The organism is Nitrospira sp., from assembly GCA_029194675.1.
Taxonomy (GTDB): domain Bacteria; phylum Nitrospirota; class Nitrospiria; order Nitrospirales; family Nitrospiraceae; genus Nitrospira_D.
Window position 1 is genome coordinate 591,450 of the sequence record JARFXP010000002.1, and the last position, 19,222, is coordinate 610,671.

The window sequence follows — 19,222 nt, forward strand, 5'->3', positions numbered from 1 at the left end:
TAACTATTTGGGCCGTGAAATAGGCAATCGATAGGAGAGTCGGTGAAAACGGCAGCAGGCTGATCGTCATACGGCAAGCTGTTCATGCATGGTAAGATGCGGCCGATGCCTCTCACTCGGTTTCATCCGATTATTTCCGCATGGTTTTCTTCATGCGTCGGCCGGCCGACTGATGTCCAAGTTCAAGCATGGCCGGTGATTCTCTCCGGAAGAGATGCGCTGATCGCCGCGCCGACCGGATCAGGCAAGACCCTTGCCGCCTTTCTCTCTTGCATCGATCAGCTCTTTAATCATGCGCTCAATCGTGAACTCGACGACCATACGCAGGTCCTGTATGTCTCACCGCTCAAGGCTTTGAGCAACGACATCCAGAAGAATCTCCAGAAGCCGCTCGCGGAAATCGGGCAACTCGCGTTACAGGCTGGGTTACTGATGCCGGAGCTGCGTGTGCTTGTTCGCACCGGCGATACGCCGATGGCGGATCGGCAGCAGATGCTCAAGCGTCCGCCGCATATCCTCGTCACCACACCGGAGTCGCTCTTCATCCTGCTCACGGCGGATAAAAGCCGGCGCTTGTTGCAGACGGTGCGCACCGTGATCGTCGATGAAATTCATGCGTTGGTGCCGAACAAGCGTGGAGCCCATATGGCGCTTTCGTTAGAACGGCTGGAGGCGCTGACCTTGACGAAACCGCAGCGGATTGGCCTCTCAGCCACGCAGAGGCCGATAGAAACGGTCGCGCAGTTCCTGGTCGGAGACCGTCCGACACCGACGATCATCGATGTGGGCCACAAGCGGCAGATGGATCTTGCGGTTGAAGTACCGAAGGATGAACTGAGCGCCGTCGCGACCAATGCCGTCTGGGCCGACATTTACGACCGTGTGGCTGAGCTTGTACGGCAGCATCGTACGACGTTGGTCTTCGTCAATACACGCCGCTTGGCCGAGCGGGTCTCTCACTATCTTGAAGAACGGCTCTCGGATCTCGGACCTGACGCAGTGGCGGCCCACCACGGCAGCCTGTCCCGGCAGATTCGGTTGTCGGCGGAGGAACAGCTGAAGTCCGGCAAGACTCGGGTGGTCGTGGCGACGGCGTCGCTTGAACTCGGGATCGACGTCGGCACGGTCGATCTCGTCTGTCAGATCGGCTCTCCACGGGCGATCGCGACCTGTTTGCAACGGATCGGTCGCGCCGGTCACTGGATTAAGGCCATCCCGAAAGGCCGGCTGTTTGCCACGACCAGAGATGAACTGCTCGAGTGCGCCGCGGTGATCCGCGCGATCAAACAGGGGACATTGGACTGCATTGAGGTCCCCACGGCACCACTCGATATTCTGGCCCAACAAATCGTTGCCGCTGCAGCGACGCAAGTCTGGACAGAGGGAGAGCTGTTTGCGTTGGTCCGCCGCGCGGGTCCCTATCGCGAACTGGATCGAGCCACGTTCGATCGTATCGTACAGATGTTGGCAGATGGCATTGCGACCAACCGTGGCAGAGGACTGGCGTATCTCTATCGCGATCGGATCAACCATCACGTGAAAGGGCGGCGAGGGGCGAGGCTTGCAGCGATCACCTCAGGCGGTGCGATTCCCGATACCGCCAACTATGCTGTGGTGGCGGAGCCGGACGGCACAGTTGTGGGATCAGTCGATGAAGACTTCGCGGTGGAAAGTTTGGCCGGCGACATCATGTTGCTCGGTAACACGTCCTGGCGGATCAAGGGTGTCGAGATGGGGAAGGTGCTGGTGGAAGACGCCCATGGTGCACCGCCCAACATCCCGTTCTGGCGAGGCGAGGCTCCTTCGCGCACGGCGGAACTCTCCGCAGAAGTGGCTCAGCTGCGACAATTGATCGCTGAACGGGCTGGTTCCTCCGAATCCTCAGCTGGTGCACTCAGCACCCAGCCCGCTTCGCCGACTCAGCGAGGCGAGCACTCAGCACTTCAGTGGCTCGAGCAAGACTGCTGCCTGGATCAACGGGGAGCCCAGCAGGCTGTCGAATATGTCTTGATGGGGAAAGCTGTATTGGGAGTCGTGCCGACTCAGGACACGATCGTTGCGGAGAGGTTTTTTGATGAAAGCGGCGGCATGCAGCTGGTGATTCATGCGCCGTTCGGAGGGCGGATCAATAAGGCCTGGGGGCTCGCCTTGCGGAAGCGGTTCTGTGTGACATTCGACTTTGAGCTGCAGGCAGCGGCCACGGATAACGGTCTTGTGATTTCGCTGGGAGAAAAGCACAGTTTCCCGCTGGAGTCTGTATTCGGATATCTTCATTCCAACAGGGTGCGAGACGTTTTGATCCAGGCGGTGTTGCTCGCGCCGATGTTTGCCACGCGCTGGCGCTGGAACGCTTCACGATCATTGGCCTTGCTACGCTTCGCGAATGGCAAGAAAGTCCCGCCGCAGATTCAGCGGATGAAAGCAGAAGACCTGCTGGCAGCGGTGTTTCCGGATGCCATCGCTTGTCAGGAAAATCTGACCGGCGAGCGGGCCATGCGGCAGATTCCTGACCATCCGCTGGTACAGGAAACATTGCGGGACTGTCTAACTGAAGCGATGGATCTTGAGGGCCTCACGAACGTCCTACGGCGGATCGAATCCGGCGCAATCCGGTGTGTGGCGATCGATACGCCGGCGCCGTCCGCTTTTTCGCACGAAATCCTCAACGCGAATCCCTACGCCTTCTTGGATGATGCGCCGCTGGAGGAGCGTCGAGCGCGAGCGGTGGAGATGCGCCGAATGCTTCCTGTGGAGATGGCGGGCCAGGTTGGTGCGCTTGATCCAGCGGCGATAGAAGAGGTGCAGCGAGAGTCCTGGCCCGTCGTCCGCGATGCCGACGAACTGCATGATGCGCTGCTGACACTGGTCTGGGTGCCTGAGTCTGAATCGACACAATGGACAGCCTATCTGCTACCACTCTTGGAATCCGGTCGTGCGGTCCAGGTCACCTCAGACTCCTCGCCATACATGCCTCACTCTACAAAGGGGTGGGTAGCGACAGAAAATAGGGACCGGCTTGAGCAGTTGTTCACAACTGGTGACAACCAGACGCTCGATGCCATCGTGCTCGGTTGGATGGAAAGCATTGGTCCGACGACCATGCGCGAATTAGCTGAACGTCTGCATTTGCCTGTTGATGCAATTAACGCCTCGATGGCTCGGCTCGAGACTCAAGGACAGGTATTGCGCGGTCGGTTTCGCTCTACCGCAGCACTGTCTACTCAGCACTCAGCACTCTCCGGCGAGGCTCAAGCCTCGCCGGAGTGGTGTCACCGCCGCCTGCTGGCTCGTATCCACCGCCTGACAATCGGAATCTTACGCAAAGAAGTGGAGCCGGTGACGGCGGCAGACTTCATGCGGTTCTTGCTGCAATGGCAGCATGTCCTGCCGGGATCGCGCCAGCATGGTGAAGTCGGCCTCCAACAAGTGATTGGACAACTGGCGGGATTCGAGGCGGCTGCGTCTGCATGGGAACCACAGCTGCTACGCGTGCGCATGGCCAAGTATGAACCTGAACTTTTAGACCGGCTTTGTCTCAGTGGCGCAGCGAGTTGGGGGCGACTCTCTACTCATCCAAGGTTTCTGCAAGCCGGTGAACCGGAGCGTCGACGAATTATCCCCACGAGCGTAGCTCCTATCAGTCTTTTCCCGCGTGAAGACGGTGAGTGGTTGCTGAATGCTTTCCTCGACGCGGCGTGCCGCCCCGACACGAATGCCCAGTTGAGTACGGTGGCGCAGGACTTGCGCCGTGCCTTGCAACAGCATGGAGCAAGTTTTTTCACCGATCTGGTGAAGGTCACCAACCATCTTCCGGCGGAGGTGGAGAACGGACTATGGGAATTAGTGGCGGCAGGGTTGGTGACGGCTGATGGATTCGACAATCTCCGTGCTCTCATGGATCCGCATCGACGTCGTGCGGAAGGTCGTGAACGAGCTCGTCGACCTCGACATTCATCCGGACGATGGTCGCTGCTCCTGTCACCGAATAGGGCAGGGATCAATGGCCAATCTTCAATCGGGACGAACTCAGCACTCAGCACTCAACCGTGCGAGCGCACAGCTCGCCTGTTACTACGTCGCTATGGGGTTGTGTTTCGCGATGTGCTGGCACGAGAGTCATTGGTTCAGTCGTGGCGGGATTTGCTTGTGCAATATCGACGCATGGAGATGGCCGGCGAGGTACGAGGCGGGAGATTTGTGAACGGATTTACCGGAGAGCAGTTTGCGTTGCCGGAAGCGGTGGAGTCGCTGCGAGCGATGCGAAAGCAAGAGACATCTTCCGGTGCTGGGCACGAGGTTAAACTCTCAGCGACGGATCCGTTGAATCTCGTCGGCGTGATTCTCCCGGGACCACGTATTCCATCGGTCCCGACGAATTTTGTGGTGTTCAAGGATGGCGCACTGATCCGCACCGTGATCGGACGGCAAGGTAACGCGGCGCATTCTGTTGCCGAGCAGATCAGCACGGCAACAGCTCGACAGCCTGCATGACTTTAACAGGTCAGTAAAGGAACAGTTTGGACGTCTCGCGCAAAAGAATGAGCAAGGCTTCAGAATTCCGGTCAACCATCTGGGCATAACTCGCTTGGGCAGCGGAAAAAATGCCGGTTGTCGGTCGGTTGGAACACCCAATAGACGACTCACGGATCCCAGATACTCTCCTCTTCCGGCTGCCAGATCCTGGCTCAGATTCGCCTGATTAAAAGTGACAAATACTGTCGCCTTGAAGTCCGGCTTGATCTGGCCGTCTTCGCTCCACCAGGCCGCTCCCGACGGTGTGGCGGTGATGTTGGAGGTTGTGTCGGTCGTTTGATTCAACGTGGCCTTGATCGTACAGCCTGTCGATGACAGAAGCAGCGCGACCATGCTGATAGGAATCAACCTATAAACGGCAGCATTGCTGTCCAAAATAGCCGGAACCGGGTGGAAGCCCACGTGATTTGATGCGGGCTTCGGACGGGTGAGGACGGGTTTTCACATTGGTGCCTCCTTGTGCTGTCCAAGATCAGGCGAAGGCCAAGAGGGCTTGGGGGTAGTCCTGTTGATGAGGTGGCGTGGTGAACGGTTCGTCGAGCCAGGCCATCAGATCGCGGTGGGTAAAGAGATTCATGCGCAGCAGCGCCACCAGGTTGGCGAGACTCCAGCCGAAACGGGAGGACCGTTGCAGGTAGCGCAGCAGTAGCATCGAGATCAATGCGGTCCAAATCTGGGTCTTCACCGCGTTGGCCGAGGTGCCGACGAACGTCTTGATCTTCAGGTTCTGCTTCAGGGCCTTGAAGAACAGCTCGATCTGCCAGCGATCCTTGTAAATGGCGGCGACGGTGCTGGCGCCCAGCTCGTGGTGGTTGGTCAGGAACGCCAGGACTTCGCCGGTATCCTCGCGGAGCGCTTCGATACGGCGCAACAGATGTGCACACTTCTCCTGGGCTCCCACACCGGTGAGCCGAATGGTCTGATCCTTGAGGATGCGGCGGTTCTGGGGCGGGTCTCTCTCATCGAGCACTTCGAACTGGGCGTTGTCCTTCATGCGCGTGACGAAGAACACCTGGGCGGTGGTCCATTTGGCGAACAAGCGATAGTCGTTGTAGCCCCGATCATCCACCACGATCGTGCCAGAGGCGAAGTCCATCTGGTGGGCCGCTCTGACATCATGCACCTTCCCATCGGTGATGAGGCCGAAACAGGGCAGATAGCCATCGTGGTCGAGCACCAAATGGAGCTTGACCGCACCCTTGGTGCGGCGAAACTTCGCCCAGTCGTACATCGACAGGCACAGATCGATCGTGGTCGAATCGAGACTGACCAGCTTGTTCTTGAACCGGAACTTGCCGTGCCCCTGCGTTTTGGCGGCGACCATCTTGAATAGGCTGTAGAAAACTTTTTCGAACAACTCCCACGGACGGTGGCTGTTCGCGTATGACAGCGAGGAGCGGACTGAGGCGGTGATCCCCAAGTGGATCAGCTTGCCTTCGCAGCTTTTCAGCCCGCCCTCAATCTCCCTCAGCGAATGAGCCCGACCGAGCTGGCAGAACAGCATCCCCACAAACTGACTCCAGCTCGACAAACCCTTGCTGCGATATTCGTCCCTCGTCCCCTTGACGATGCGCTCGAAGTCGGTGCGTGGAATGAGCTTGAGTATTTGGCTGAACAGGCTGCATGATGCGTTCACGTTGGGGCTCCTTCGGTGAGAGGCTGGTGAGTTTGGCGATTTACCAACACCCTACACCGTTGGATACCCCAACGGTCATAAGCTGTTTTGGACAAGAGTGAAACGGCAGTTGAAGTAGTGGCCTACTCCAGGCGGCGCGCGATGGTCCCCTGTGTCTCTCGGCCTGCCGCAAACAAGCGCGCGGCCTGGTGGCGACGAACTTCCAGTCCATGAAACTCGCGTCGAGGGGCCAGATGCGTAGCCATACCTGTCATACACGAACCGGCCGCGACGTGTCACTGTATTATGCGAGATTCAGTAGGCGGGCTTGAAGTCTTTCGGCGATTCAAGGCGGACGGTGAAGCAGTTGAGCTAGAGCGCGAGACGCTGCACATCATGGACGACAAACAACGCATCGCCTTGGTCGAAACAAAAACGATCGACACTCAGTCCTCAGCACTCAGCACTTGATTCGTTACCAGTTCGGCAATCATCTTGGATCAGCGGTCTTGGAATTGGATGATTAGGCCAATATGCTTATTACTTTGACTCCGGTTAGCGCTTTGGGCACTCTCCAGCAATGGGGCGACTGGGTTATCCTCAGAACATGCGGGAGTTCCGTCAGCGATTCTCGACCTCCGAAGCCTGCCGTGAATACCTGGTTCAATGCCGGTGGCCCGATGGCTTCGTTTGCCCGACATGCTCGGGTAAAAAGGCGTGGCTGAATCAGACGCGCTATGTCTTCGAATGCCCACAGTGCGGGCGTCAAACTGCACCGCCCACGGGTACGATCATGCATCGTTCGCACGTCCCGATCCAAGCGTGGTTCTGGGCAGCCTACTTGGTTGCGACTCACACTCCTGGAATCAGCGCCGTGCAACTACAGCGACAGCTTGGGATTGGCGGGTATCAGCACGCCTGGCACCTGCTCCATCGGCTGCGCAAGGGGATGGTCAATGACAACCGCACAAAACTCTCGGGGCTTGTGGCGGTGGATGAAACACACATCGGAGGATCGGTAAAAGGCAAGAAGGGCCGTGGCGTTGCCGCAGGAGCGCAGAAGAGCCTGGTGGCCGGTGCGGTGGAAGTGCTGGTCTACACCGATGTCCAGGGCAAGCGCCGAGAACGCGCAGGCCGGCTCCGGCTTGCGCCGAGTGCCGATGCCAGCGGGATGGCGCTGGGGCGTTTCTGACGCAACACGTGGAAGGCGGCAGCCAAGTAAGAACCGCCGGTTGGCGTGGGTACTCGGAGTCCGCCCTGGAAGAGTACCACCATCACATCCGCGTCGTCGGTGCTCCTCGCCAAGCCGCGCGACGGTTTCCCCACATCCACCGCGTAGTCAGCAATCTCAAGGCGTGGCTGAACGGCACGCATCACGGGGTCGAGCCCAAGCATCTTCCGAGCTATTGGGACGAGTTTGTCGTTCGTTTCAACCGGCGTCAGACCCCGATGGCCGCCTTTCAAACGTTGCTGGGCATCTCGGCACAGAAAAGCCCCATTGCGCTCATCGAATTACTGTCACCGGAGTCAAAGTAATAAGCATATACGGCTGATATCAGGCTATGGTCCGCAGCTCCTTGTGGCGCAACGACATCAGCGGGATCTTCAGGAGTAAACGCCTCCAGGGGTCGTCCCATCTTGTCCTCAAGCAGCTTCCGCGCATTGGCAAGTGGGAGTCGCTCCTGGCAAGGCGTCACATCATCGACTCGAAAGCAGATCTCCGTCTCGGAGCGATGCATGATGGGAGCCTGGTCTCGGACTGGAGCAGAGGGACCCTTCATGTTGCACCTCTCCTCTGAGTCGAATGTACGTTGGGTGAGGAAATGTCAATGCTCAGAATACTAGACATTATCAAGCGCGACAATTTGCCAGCGCTTTTCTCCATTTCTAGGGATAGGGGAGTGAGCAGAAACTCGAATTGATCCGGAACCACGAAGCCTGTGCCTCACACAAGCTCGTGAGCTCCGGCTCGAGCATTGACTTGTTCGGTTGTCGCTGTGTTCCGACAGGGGAGAAGGGGAGGAGCGGTTTTCCGAAGAACGAAGTTTCAGGCTGCATTGAGGCTGATTCGGGTCGTCAGGAAACTGCATCAACCACAATCTGACTGACGATTTGACTGCAACGGATGTAGAAAACACCGTTGTGAGGCCGCAAAAGAAAATCGTGTCGCTCACTTAAACAGTGTGGAGAGAGGCAGGCTCAGAGCCGGCAGCAGCGGCGTGGTGAGCAGCTCTTGGACTTCTAGGCTCAGGACCACAGCTTGGCCATAGCGGCCGTCGGTGAGTCGGTACATTTTCACCTGATCCAGTGCCGGATCGATGATCCAATATTCCGGGATACCGTAATGCTCGTACCGTTGGCGTTTGATCGTTTCGTCCAGCTTCCGGTTGCCTTCGGACAGAATTTCAACGACCAAGGTCGGAACCCCATGAATGTTTGCCTCGGTCACGATTGCAGCTTGGGCCGTGGCGACAAAAATCAGATCGGGCTGTACGACATCGAAGTCGGAGAGGACGACATCATAGGGCGCGATGAAGATCTCGCCCAAGGGATGCTCGCGAAGAAAGTTCTTCAAGGCAGTCAAGAGCGCTCCAGCTATGCGTTGATGCTTGGTATTGGGCGATGGCGACATGACATGCTCTCCATCGATCAACTCATGGCGTTTCCCATCGTCCGGGATAAGCCGGTAGTCTTCGTACGTCAGTCTTAGATGACCGGTCTGGGTTGCCATATGCACCTCGCGCCCTGTTCCGCTGGCTTGTGGCCCACCTTAACAAGGAGAAGGGCAAATCACAAGGTTCGCTAAAGAATGAAATGCATTGATCACACTAGCAAGCACCAGGTAGTGAATTTGATGCCGATCCATCACCCCTTCCCGCACGCCGCCTCCCACAAGCCTTGATTGAGCGTTCCCGGCTCAATGGCAACCCAGTGGCCTTCGCTCGTGTAGCCACCGCCACCGATCACTTCGCCTGTCCCCATGTGGCCGTAGAAGTCCGTGGCCGCCAGCGTCCGAACCAGCTTTTCTGTACAATCGAATTGCTTGGTGATTTTCGTGGAGTAAAAGCGGATGGGTGCCCGCCCTCCCTGCATCGCTTTCCAGTCGATCAGGGCGGAGAGCGCAACCAAATTACCCTCTCGGCGGATAGTGTCGGGGTTGATGTACGCCGTTTGCAATGGATGCGTCTGATACCGAGCTTCAATGGCTACCCATTCGGCCTGTACAGGTCCGTGAGCCAGGATCAGCGCTGTGAACAAAATCCAGGGACCAACCCGATACGCAAGCATGGCCCATTCCTCATTGAGGAACATATTGTACCAGCCACACTCTTACGCGTGAAATGGGCACACAGGGTAATTCGGGACTGTCGATCAGCCCGAAGCAGCCTGCGGCTCTATCAGCATTTATTGATTCTCGGTCTCGGCTGCACCTTTGAACGGAGTTGGTCCAATCGATGCGTGATAAAGCTGAATCGTTTCTTCGGCGGATAGGGGAACCGATAGGCGATAGGCTCCTCTTGCGGCGGCAAGTGGTTCATGTCGCGATAGACATTGACCGGGGCAGAATCTGCCGCGAGGTGAAACATGGAGCGGTAGCCCAGTCCACAACCGGTAATGTTGAGCAACTCGCCGAACCCGTTTTGAGAGGCCCGCTGAATCGCCCGCTGTCCGATGGAACGATACGAATAGAACTGTCCCTTCGCCCACTTGTGCCCCCAGTACAATTGCTCGACGGTCATCTTGGCCGGCTTGTACACGACATGCTCGCCGGTGTACGCGGTCCAATTCTCTGTAAGGATCCGTCCGGCTGCCTTGAGTTCCGCAAACTGCTTGGTGCCGGGATAGGGGGTCATAATCCGCCAGAGCGCTCCCGCCAATCCCATCTTCGTCGCCCATTCGGCAGTGCGTTCGAAGTCAAAGACATCTTCATGGTCCAAGCCGCAGATAAATCCCGCATGAATATCGATTCCTTGGTCGTGAATGCGCTTGATCATCTCCTCATACAGCTTTGCCTGATTTTGTTTGTCGACGGACCTGAGCGAATCTTGATTGATCGATTCGATGCCCATGAACATTGCCGAGCAACCTGACTCTTTCAATGTCTTGAGCAACTCGGGATGATGAGCCACGTAGGTCGCGCTCATTTGGCTCATCCACTTCTTCCCGAGAGGCTTCATGGCCAGGCAGAGTTCCCGCGTATAGGCCGGGTCCGACAACAAATCATCGTCCCAAAACATCACCATCGGCCCGTTCATTTTCTCGACCAGTTTGACCACGTCCACCGGTGGCTTCTTCCGGAAGCCGTATGCGCCGCCTCCTAAGGCCAAATGAATTGAACAGAATGTGCAGCGATAATTACATCCTCTTGTCGCCGTCAGTGCATCACGAAACATGTAGCCTGGCGGTAACAGATCCCAGCGTGGAGGCTTTTCGTCCCATTTCTCGACCATATGGGGCATGCGGTACTGCGGTTGCATCTTGCCTTTCTTGAAATCTTCGATCAGCCGTGGGACAGTCAGCTCTCCTTCCCCAATGACGACTGCATCGGCATGTTTGATGGCTTCATCCGGCATAGTCGAAGGGTGAATACCGCCGAGCACGACCTTGGCGCCTCGTTCGCGGAAGAGACGAGCCACTTCGTACGCCCGCACAGCCACGACCGTGGTCACAGTAATGAACACCAAATCATAGTCACGTGTGAAGTCCAGAGGCCCGACGATTTCGTCTTGGATTTCGATGTCCCATTCGTCCTCGGGAATAAGGGCGGCGAGCGTTGGGAGGTTCAAATTGGGCGTACGGAATAGTTTCCAGACCGAATCCCATTTCTGATCTTCAGGATGTGGAATAATGAGACCGATCTTGTGACGCCCCATAGTGACCCTCCTAAAGTGGTTAGATGAATGTCTTAGCCTAGAGAATCCCCCTAACAGCTCATCCGTATGCTAGTTTGTAGCATTAGAGTTGTACGTCCACGACCTGGTAATTTCCCTAGTGATCAGGCTTGTGCCATGTGTGGAAGGATGATCAAAGATACCGGCGAGTAGGAGTCTCATCATGCACCAGCCTCCTGCCGTTTAAATTAGCCTGTTTGCTCGACCACAATCAAGAGTTTCGACGGCGACAAGCAGCCGACTACGTAAAAATGAGATCGGCAATTCTCGAAAAAGAGGACGGCGCTACGAACAACATACGAGATGAACGTATCTACTGCGTCCCCCGAATTCCTGTGATACTCCGTTCGCCCCTGAGCTGTCGAAGGGCGCATCACGAATGAAATGTTAGGATGCAATCCTACGTGACTTCATGCAATTTGATGAGATTGGTCCCGCCCGGTTGTCCCACGCGTGTCCCCGACAAGATCACGATTTTCCCTCCGGTTTTAGCCAACCCTTCTTGCTTCAACCGCCGTTCCGCTTCATCTACGCGAGCATCGGTCTGCTCGATCTGCGGCATGGTGTACGGACGCACGCCCCAGTAGAGGGCCATCTGCTGCCTGACCCTCTCGAAGGGAGTAAAGGCGATGATCGGCGCCGCCGGTCGCTGCTTGGAGATCAGCCGAGCGGTCGCACCCCGCTCACTAAAGGCCACGATAGCGCCGGCGTTGATGGCTCTGGCGGCGGATGAGGCGGCATTGCAGATCGCCTCAGCAAACGACGTATCGGGGAGGTCGGTGTAGCGTTTGGACACGGTGCCGGGCTCGGTGCCTTCCTCTGCCGCGCGAATGATGCGGTCCATGACTTGAATTGTGTCGATGGGATGGACGCCGACGGCGGTTTCAGCCGAGAGCATCAGGACGTCACTGCCGTCGAACACGGCGTTGGCGACATCGGAGGCTTCCGCTCTGGTCGGACGCGATGCCTTGGTCATCGACTCCAGCATCTGGGTGGCGGTGATGACCAGGCGACGCCGACGATTGGCTTCTACGATGATGCGTTTCTGGAGAATCGGCACCGCTTCAGGACCCATCTCCACGCCCAGATCGCCGCGCGCGATCATCACGCCGTCCGCCTGTTCCAGAATGTCGTTTAATGAAGCGACGGCTTCGGCCCGCTCAATCTTGGCGATGATCGGGAGATGACCGCCATATCCCGCCAAGACGGTCCGCGCGGCCTCGATATCCTGCGGGCCTCTCACGAACGAGAGCGCGACATAGTCCACACCCTGTGTGACGCCGAATCGCATGTCCTCCCGATCTTTTTCAGTCAGGGTCGGGGCGCTGATGTGAGTGTTCGGCAGGTTAATGCCTTTGTGCGAAGTTATGTTGCCGCCGGTCAGGACCGTACAGTCGACGACATCATTTGTGACACGATCGGCGCGCAGTTCAATGAGCCCATCGTTGATCAACACCCTGGCGCCTGCACGAACATCGCGAGTCAGGAATGCGTAGGTCGTCGGGACTTCAGGTATGCCGGCGGATTCGGATTGAAGGTCGAACGGCCTCGAAGGAGACGACGAGGGCAGCAGGCGTACTATCTGCCCGGCTGTCACGTCGATTCCTTCCCTCGGCAAGAGCCCCACGCGAATCCTGGGACCTTGTAGGTCCTGGATGATCGCCACCGCGGCGCCTCTGCGGGATGCCGCTCGACGAATCTCGGTGATGGCCGCGGCATGAGATTCATGCGTACCGTGAGAGAAATTCAGCCGAGCGGCATCCATGCCGTTTTCAATCAATCGGTCCAACAGCGCCGGCGAACTGCTCGCCGGCCCGATGGTGCAGACGATTTTGGCCTTTCGCATGTTCATGGGGGAGGCCTCCATGCTGTTGATCTGGACGAGAGGAAGGAGAATATCACAGATCCATTCATCGGATACCTCATAGACGGGAGATTTGTATAGGGGAGAGGCGCCGTGAGTTGAAGGTACCTTGAGCCGGTGTTCACGTGTAAGCGACAGGGAGCTTAATGATTCCCGACGCTGGCTCACTTCCACGTAGCGGCTTGGAATCGTGCATTTCCTTTTCTTTTGCCTCTCCGCCGCTACAATGACCTCATCACAAGAACCTGCTCCCTACGGATTCCGCTCCCGATAATACGCACTACTCTCTCGTAGCGAAAGGAACGACGCCATGGCAACCCTCATTTCTGTGGCATCCGGCAAGGGCGGAGTGGGTAAGAGCGTGGTTTCAGCCAACCTTGCGTTGGCACTGGCGAAGCGCGGGCGGCAGGTTCGGCTGGCCGACCTCGACGTGGGTGGGGCCGATGCCCACATCATGTTTGGAGAATTGAATCCGCCGGTGACGTTGACGGATTTTTTGAGTAAGCGGGCTGCCCGGTTGGAGGAGGTCGCCATTCCCGTCACGTTTCACCCGAACCTCCGTCTCATTGCGGGTACCGGTGATACCCTGGCGACCGCCAACATGGCCTACGCCCGCAAAAAGCGGCTGACGAAACAATTCCGGGATCTTGAGGTCGACATCGTGGTGATCGACATCGGGGCTGGCACCAATTTCCACGCGCTCGACTTTTTCCTGATGGCCGACATTCATCTGGCCGTGGCCACTCCCGAGCCGACGGCAGTGCTGGATCTCTACCGATTCATTAAGCTGGCCGCGATCCGTCGCGTATTGACCGGCGTTCTTGCCCGAACCCCCCTGTCGGAGGTCCTCTCCAACCGAGACTTCACGAGTGTGGAGGAAGTCATGGACGTTGCTGGTGCCACCGAGCCAGAGGAGCGTGACGCAGCAGCTGCCACATTGCAATCGTTTCGGCCCGGGCTGATCATCAATCGGGTGTCCGACAGTTCTCGGGTCAATGTCCTGTACCTTCGCAAAATTCTCCATCAATACGTTGGTGGAGACCTAACTCTGCTCGGTGAGATTCCCGAGGATCCAGCCGTGAGCCAGGCGGTACGGAAGTTCCTGCCGGTCATCGAAGCAGCCCCGGAGTCCCCAGCCGCCAAAGGTCTGTTGGCCGTCTCCGCTGCCGTTGAGCAATTAATCTCGGCGTCTGTCGGCAGAAGCAAAGAGGAGGCCCAGCAACCGGAAGAGAAGCAGACACGAGTCCTGCTATCCAATCCGGCATGTTCCCAAGATCCTCAGGCCTCTAGTCCTCTGAAACCGGAGGTTCCGCCTCCTTCAATTGAACCGAAACAGCCCGTTTGTGGCAGTACCATCCACCACAGCAGCGGGCTAGTCGCCTAAAGACGATGGAGCCCTACGGCTTGACAGCCGTGGCCCAAGGTGGTGCTTCGGCAATACCTCACCGAAGGATGTCCACCGCGTACCGGCGAAGAATATCCGCCTGCCGACGAATGGCACTCGTCGTTATTCCGGTGCGGCGCTCACCTTCGTGCCTTCTTTCACGGGCGGGTCAATTGTGATATTCGGACCTTGCACCTTTGGAAGCAGGCCTGCTCCAGGTTTCTCCAAGAGACGTTCATCGTTTTGGTTAAAGAGCAGGTCTTGTTTTGAACGGTTATCGTCAAAGACGGCCGCGTTGTTGAGGGCCTCTTTGTTTTTGGCATTGGCTTGTCCAGGATCATTTGCCAGTGATTGGCCCTTCACGGGATCGACGGCTTTGTCTATCGGATAGCCGGGATGTTTCGGGAGCATAGCCGGATTGGCGAGCGCGAAAGAGATCGTTAACGGCACAAGCGCAGCAGTAAGAAGCATGATGGATGAAGGTTTCATGGTACAACCCTCCTGGCTGAAGGTGGGAAAGACACCAACGTCCTCGCAGGCACAAGGCCATTGAGGGCGTCCATGCAGGAGCTGCAATGAGCGCACGAATAACGGTGACGTCCACCCCGGTTTCATAAAGACCTCCGGGATCGTATTAAGCATCGCTCTCAATGTGGTGGGGAGTCAAGGCGGAGGAATCGGCCTAGGACGGTCGGATCCGGGCGCCTCATGGTCGTATCGCATGTCACCCTAGAGAAAGGTGTGTGGGCCATCAACATTTGGTCTTGAGCGACTCTGTTTTTTCCTCCGAATATCTGTGCCGCAGTTTGACCGGCGGAGTGGTACGTGCTCGGATTCGTAAGTTAATCATCTCGACTGCGATGGAAAATGCCATCGCAAAATAGATATAACCCTTAGGCACATGAACATCGAAACCCTCCACCATCAAGGTCACACCGACAAGGATAAGGAACGACAGCGCTAAGATTTTGACCGTCGGATGGGCATCGACGAAATCGCCGATGGGCCGAGCGGCGAACATCATGACGAGCACGGCCGCGATGATCGCCGTCGCCATCACGGACACCTCATCTACCAACCCGACCGCAGTGATGACGGAATCCAACGAGAAGACGATATCCAGTACAGCGATCTGAAGCAGCATCATTCCAAGGCCGGCTGGAACAGCCGAGAGCTCCTGTTCGTCCGGCCCTTCCAGGCTGTTATGGATTTCGTGAGTTGCTTTGGTGAGGAGAAACAGTCCGCCAATGATGAGAATCAGATCCCGCCCCGAGATGGCTTGATTCAGCACCGTAAACAGCGGAGCCGTGAGTTCCATCATGAGTGAGATGGAAAATAACAAGCCCAGCCTTGTGGCCATCGCAAGACCGAGCCCGAGGCGTCGAGCCAGATTCCGTTGGTGCTGAGGAAGTTGACCCACGAGGACCGAAATAAAAATAATGTTGTCGACCCCGAGGACGATTTCGAGCGCAGTCAGGGTGCCCAGCGCGATCCACATGTCTGAATGAGTCAGCCAATCGAACATACGATTCTCCCGGTAAACAAAAGATAGCGAACTTCAGAATCTTACTCAGGGTAAGTACCCTCTTTCATTGCGATGGGTCAATCAGGGAGGTCAATACGATCGGGATGTGATGTGCCATGTCACCTCATGGTCAGCTACAAATCAACTGTTGAATCGATATCTGTTCCTTCTCGGTCACCTGACGCTCCTTGTCGAATTATTCATGGAACGGTTCACCAAGCCCACCTATGTATAAATGGCTAGATTCGTATGGCCCTAGCCGAGAGACATTGAGGAGGGCCATGACGCACTAACCATCGGTGTGCGCTCAATGCTATTTGTAGAGAGAGATGCCTTGAATCCGGTCCGGCAGAAAAGAACCATCCAGAGAATCCCAGTACATGTAGAATTGTTCAAGTATTTTTACTAGATCCGTCATGTCGATCTGTGGTATACGTATAGAGCCGTCTGTAGGGAGCAATGTCCCAATCACACGACATGACACTCTTGCTGAGTGAGGCCTCTATTGGAATGGAGCTTTCAAGACTGTTAAACGCAGAGCCACGTCCGATCGTGGAGTGGACATATACTTCATGAAACGCAAGGTCCCAGGGATGTCATTGTAGGAATCTGCACCAGGGAGGTGCTTGTGGGAACCGGGGACGAAATGGTGGGAGTGAGTCCCCCCATCTGCGCAGTCTTTGATTTGGTTCGCAAAATGGCGAACACTGAGATGCCGGTGCTCATTACCGGCGAGACGGGCACTGGTAAGGAATTGACCGCGCGAGCGATCCATGAGCGAAGTCCTCGGAAGCACGGGGCGTTTGTCCCGATCAATTGCGGAGCCATTCCTGAAACCTTGTTGGAATCGGAACTGTTCGGTCATGAACGTGGCGCCTTCACAGGGGCCGTTCAACAAAAGAAGGGTAAACTGGAAGCGGCGGCCGGCGGCACATTATTCCTTGATGAAGTGGGCGATCTGTTGCCCGCCCTACAGGTCAAGCTGCTGCGATTTTTACAGGAGGGCACGTTCGAACGGGTCGGAGGACAAGAGACGCTCCATGTCGATGCGCGTGTCCTCGCCGCGACCAATGTCGACCTGAAAACGGCGATCGAAAAGAATCTCTTTCGGGAAGATCTCTATTACAGGCTCGACGTGTTGCATATTCATCTGCCGCCGCTGAGGGACCGAGGCGAGGACACCTTGCTCATGGCCATGGTCTTTCTCAGGCAGGCCGCGACGACCTATCGCAAGCAGATCCGAAGCTATACGCCCCAGGCCGTCGATGTGTTGCGTGCCTATTCTTGGCCAGGAAATGTGCGAGAGCTGAGCAATCGGGTCCGACGCGCCGTGGTCATGGCGGAGGGAATGGACATTACTCCGTATGACTTAGACCTGCCCGTTGAGAAGCTCCAAGCCGTGGATTCATTGGATTCTCTGCGGGCGGCTCACCGACGGATTGAGATGGAGTTGTTGGTGAAGGCGATCAGTTTACATCGAGGGAACTTAACCCGGATGGCCCGAGACTTGGAGGTGAGCCGCTCGACGTTGTACCGTAAACTTCGAGCCTACGGGCTAGAAAAGTTTGTGCCCGCTGCGACGCCGCTTTTTTTCGGCTCCAGAATCGATTCCAAGAAGTCGGCAAAACTCTCCCCCCAGGATAACCAGGGCGGGATATCGCCTGAATCTACACGAGTGAACCTTCCCTTGGAGCCGTCGCATCAGTTCCCCCAATCGGTCGAGCCACCGGTTTCGTTCTGAACGAGTCTTTCCTGAGAAAAGCCTGTACCGCACCTATGGCATCTCCCTCGTAAATCGACGGCAACTGAAAATGGAGTACGATGGCAGCCGTTGTGATCCTCGGAGAACGGGGTGGATCGATGAAGAGGTCAGAATTCTCCGAACAGCAGACCGTCCATTCTCTCGATGAACGAGCTGTGCCGGCAATATAGGATTGCCTGGTAGACTTTCTATGCCGGGGAAAGAGGTACCCGCATCTGGGATCGAGCGAGCACATCCGTTCGAGCACATGGGAGAAACGTTTCATCATGAAACACCATAAAAAAGGCAGAAGACTGCGCCCAGCATCTAGGTAAGTATTCAAGATGATTCGTATTCAATGTGGATAGCATACAGCATCGATCAAGAGCAGGAGGTCATATCACGTTCAAGAAATCGGCACATGTTGTCCAATGATGGGACATCTTGCGATAAATCATACTCATCATGCATGGTGAAAAATAACCCTTCAGATTTTCAAAATTCCGAACAATTCAACTACCTTTTCGGAGTGCGTAGTCTGTTCGAGCAGAAAGAGGAGACTGTTCCTTGAACAGAATCCCTGTTCCAAAATAAGACAAGTGGACACGATTTCATACAATCGAACCACTCGGAGATCGCGAAATATTTCACAACACTAGCAAATAAAAAGATTATCTCCAGGGCACCTGAATTGCTTAAACCTGGAGCAGGCCAATACCCCGTACGGGATGAGATAGGGAAAGAGTGGATAACGTAAAGCGGAAAGCTCGAGTCTGCATTCTGCATCAACCGACCGATGCCTGGGCATTATCAGATGGATTGTAGCCCAATGATACAGCTTCAGCCCTTACCGGAGTCATCCAGGAGATGCGCAGAAGGAGAGCAGGCGCCAGACTGGTGGTTTCATAGGTTTGAGCCGGTCTGGGGACCATTTATTCGTCGGCTTTGTCGTCAGAGGACTGTGACTTTGTTCGAGTTCGAGCGAGCCGCTTCTCAAGTTCCCGGTCTGACACCCATTGAGAAGACAATCGCCGTATCCGCGTTCCGTCAACAACAAGAGCGGGGATTGGTGCCTCTTTCGAATACTACCGCGTTCCGCAGTGAACACAACCTGTCCGCCGTTTGACACACTTTCGTTACTGATCTCCACCGAACATTTTGGTCTCCCCCCACACAGGTCTTCCCATATTATCGACTATTGGCCCGTTGCTCCATTGATCGCCGAATTTAATTCTTCAGTTTCTCTTCGGTTGCTCGGGCGATGGTGCTAGGCTGTGTTTCAGTCTATGCCTCTTTCATCTCTTCAACCTCCAATCGCTGAAGCCCCGACAGCTCCTCCGCTGTACCCTGCACTCTCACAAGCGGCTGCGACAGCACTTTTGAAAGGCCAGGTTATCGACGCTATCAAGCTGGTTCGCTTGGAGCAGCACATCGGTTTCAATGAAGCCAAGGACTTGATCGATACGTATCTTCGATCACAGCCGGCCCTCAAGATTCGAATCGACGAAGCTCAAGCTGATGCGCGAGAAGGATTGCTCCGCTGGCTTATCTTCCTGCTGGCCGGCGGTGCGGGGCTTGCTTATTTTCTGATGTAAGGAATGGGAGTCCGTCGGCACAATGGATGCTGATCAAGTTCTGCTGGCATTGATCGGGGTTGGCGCATCCTTC

General features: G+C 56.2%; 14 protein-coding genes. 7 read left to right on the forward strand and 7 right to left on the reverse strand.

The genetic code is table 11. The features are described 5' to 3' along the window. Positions 1–105: 105 nt before the first annotated feature. On the forward strand, positions 106–4,491 hold the full coding sequence (locus P0120_11775; protein ID MDF0674997.1) for a DEAD/DEAH box helicase: 4,386 nt from the start codon (positions 106–108) through the stop codon (positions 4,489–4,491). 514 nt (positions 4,492–5,005) lie between these two features. Here the strand turns inward: P0120_11775 and P0120_11780 are convergent. Next, positions 5,006–6,169: an IS4 family transposase gene (locus P0120_11780; GenBank protein ID MDF0674998.1), complete on the reverse strand. Its 1,164-nt coding sequence runs from the start codon at positions 6,167–6,169 to the stop codon at positions 5,006–5,008. A gap of 285 nt (positions 6,170–6,454) precedes the next feature. Here P0120_11780 and P0120_11785 point away from each other — a divergent pair, with 285 nt between their 5' ends. From P0120_11785 to P0120_11795, 3 genes are all read left to right on the forward strand, one after another. Further along, positions 6,455–6,619, forward strand: coding sequence for a hypothetical protein (locus P0120_11785; GenBank protein MDF0674999.1), 165 nt, complete (start codon positions 6,455–6,457; stop codon positions 6,617–6,619). Between the two features lie 322 nt (positions 6,620–6,941). Next, on the forward strand, positions 6,942–7,340 hold the full coding sequence (locus P0120_11790) for an IS1595 family transposase (protein MDF0675000.1): 399 nt from the start codon (positions 6,942–6,944) through the stop codon (positions 7,338–7,340). Positions 7,341–7,348: 8 nt separating this feature from the next. Beyond that, positions 7,349–7,684, forward strand: coding sequence for a transposase (locus tag P0120_11795; GenBank protein MDF0675001.1), 336 nt, complete (start codon positions 7,349–7,351; stop codon positions 7,682–7,684). 634 nt (positions 7,685–8,318) lie between these two features. Here P0120_11795 and P0120_11800 read toward each other — a convergent pair. From P0120_11800 to pyk, 4 genes are all read right to left on the reverse strand, one after another. After that, the gene (locus P0120_11800) at positions 8,319–8,879 is read right to left on the reverse strand and encodes a Uma2 family endonuclease (protein ID MDF0675002.1); all 561 of its coding nucleotides are present in this window, start codon (positions 8,877–8,879) and stop codon (positions 8,319–8,321) included. A 134-nt stretch (positions 8,880–9,013) separates the two neighbouring features. Then, positions 9,014–9,436, reverse strand: coding sequence for a hypothetical protein (locus P0120_11805; protein ID MDF0675003.1), 423 nt, complete (start codon positions 9,434–9,436; stop codon positions 9,014–9,016). A gap of 110 nt (positions 9,437–9,546) precedes the next feature. Next, complete coding sequence (locus P0120_11810; protein MDF0675004.1) at positions 9,547–11,022, reverse strand: radical SAM protein; 1,476 nt, start codon at positions 11,020–11,022, stop codon at positions 9,547–9,549. A gap of 418 nt (positions 11,023–11,440) precedes the next feature. Beyond that, positions 11,441–12,892, reverse strand: coding sequence for a pyruvate kinase (gene pyk, locus P0120_11815; GenBank protein ID MDF0675005.1), 1,452 nt, complete (start codon positions 12,890–12,892; stop codon positions 11,441–11,443). A 322-nt stretch (positions 12,893–13,214) separates the two neighbouring features. Between pyk and P0120_11820 the strand changes: the two genes are divergently transcribed. Continuing rightward, positions 13,215–14,288 (forward strand): P-loop NTPase, encoded by a 1,074-nt coding sequence (locus tag P0120_11820; protein MDF0675006.1) that lies wholly within the window; start codon positions 13,215–13,217, stop codon positions 14,286–14,288. 123 nt (positions 14,289–14,411) lie between these two features. On the opposite strand, the gene P0120_11825 is transcribed toward P0120_11820, so the two are convergent. Further along, positions 14,412–14,777, reverse strand: coding sequence for a hypothetical protein (locus tag P0120_11825; protein ID MDF0675007.1), 366 nt, complete (start codon positions 14,775–14,777; stop codon positions 14,412–14,414). A gap of 262 nt (positions 14,778–15,039) precedes the next feature. After that, positions 15,040–15,813: a TerC family protein gene (locus P0120_11830; GenBank protein ID MDF0675008.1), complete on the reverse strand. Its 774-nt coding sequence runs from the start codon at positions 15,811–15,813 to the stop codon at positions 15,040–15,042. A 628-nt stretch (positions 15,814–16,441) separates the two neighbouring features. Between P0120_11830 and P0120_11835 the strand changes: the two genes are divergently transcribed. Both P0120_11835 and P0120_11840 read left to right on the forward strand, forming a co-directional pair. After that, a complete protein-coding gene (locus P0120_11835; protein MDF0675009.1) occupies positions 16,442–17,554 on the forward strand; it encodes a sigma-54 dependent transcriptional regulator in 1,113 nt (370 codons plus the stop codon). A 1,286-nt stretch (positions 17,555–18,840) separates the two neighbouring features. Further along, positions 18,841–19,149, forward strand: coding sequence for a hypothetical protein (locus tag P0120_11840; GenBank protein MDF0675010.1), 309 nt, complete (start codon positions 18,841–18,843; stop codon positions 19,147–19,149). Positions 19,150–19,222 lie beyond the last annotated feature (73 nt).

Bases quoted from the DNA above. Each gene is read 5' to 3' on its own strand.
- P0120_11775 (MDF0674997.1), top strand. From the start codon at position 106: ATGCCTCTCACTCGGTTTCATCCGATTATTTCCGCATGGTTTTCTTCA.
- P0120_11785 (MDF0674999.1), top strand. From the start codon at position 6,455: ATGCGAGATTCAGTAGGCGGGCTTGAAGTCTTTCGGCGATTCAAGGCG.
- P0120_11790 (MDF0675000.1), top strand. From the start codon at position 6,942: ATGCATCGTTCGCACGTCCCGATCCAAGCGTGGTTCTGGGCAGCCTAC.
- P0120_11800 (MDF0675002.1), bottom strand. From the start codon at position 8,879: ATGGCAACCCAGACCGGTCATCTAAGACTGACGTACGAAGACTACCGG.
- P0120_11805 (MDF0675003.1), bottom strand. From the start codon at position 9,436: ATGCTTGCGTATCGGGTTGGTCCCTGGATTTTGTTCACAGCGCTGATC.
- P0120_11810 (MDF0675004.1), bottom strand. From the start codon at position 11,022: ATGGGGCGTCACAAGATCGGTCTCATTATTCCACATCCTGAAGATCAG.
- pyk (MDF0675005.1), bottom strand. From the start codon at position 12,892: ATGAACATGCGAAAGGCCAAAATCGTCTGCACCATCGGGCCGGCGAGC.
- P0120_11820 (MDF0675006.1), top strand. From the start codon at position 13,215: ATGGCAACCCTCATTTCTGTGGCATCCGGCAAGGGCGGAGTGGGTAAG.
- P0120_11825 (MDF0675007.1), bottom strand. From the start codon at position 14,777: ATGAAACCTTCATCCATCATGCTTCTTACTGCTGCGCTTGTGCCGTTA.
- P0120_11830 (MDF0675008.1), bottom strand. From the start codon at position 15,813: ATGTTCGATTGGCTGACTCATTCAGACATGTGGATCGCGCTGGGCACC.
- P0120_11840 (MDF0675010.1), top strand. From the start codon at position 18,841: ATGCCTCTTTCATCTCTTCAACCTCCAATCGCTGAAGCCCCGACAGCT.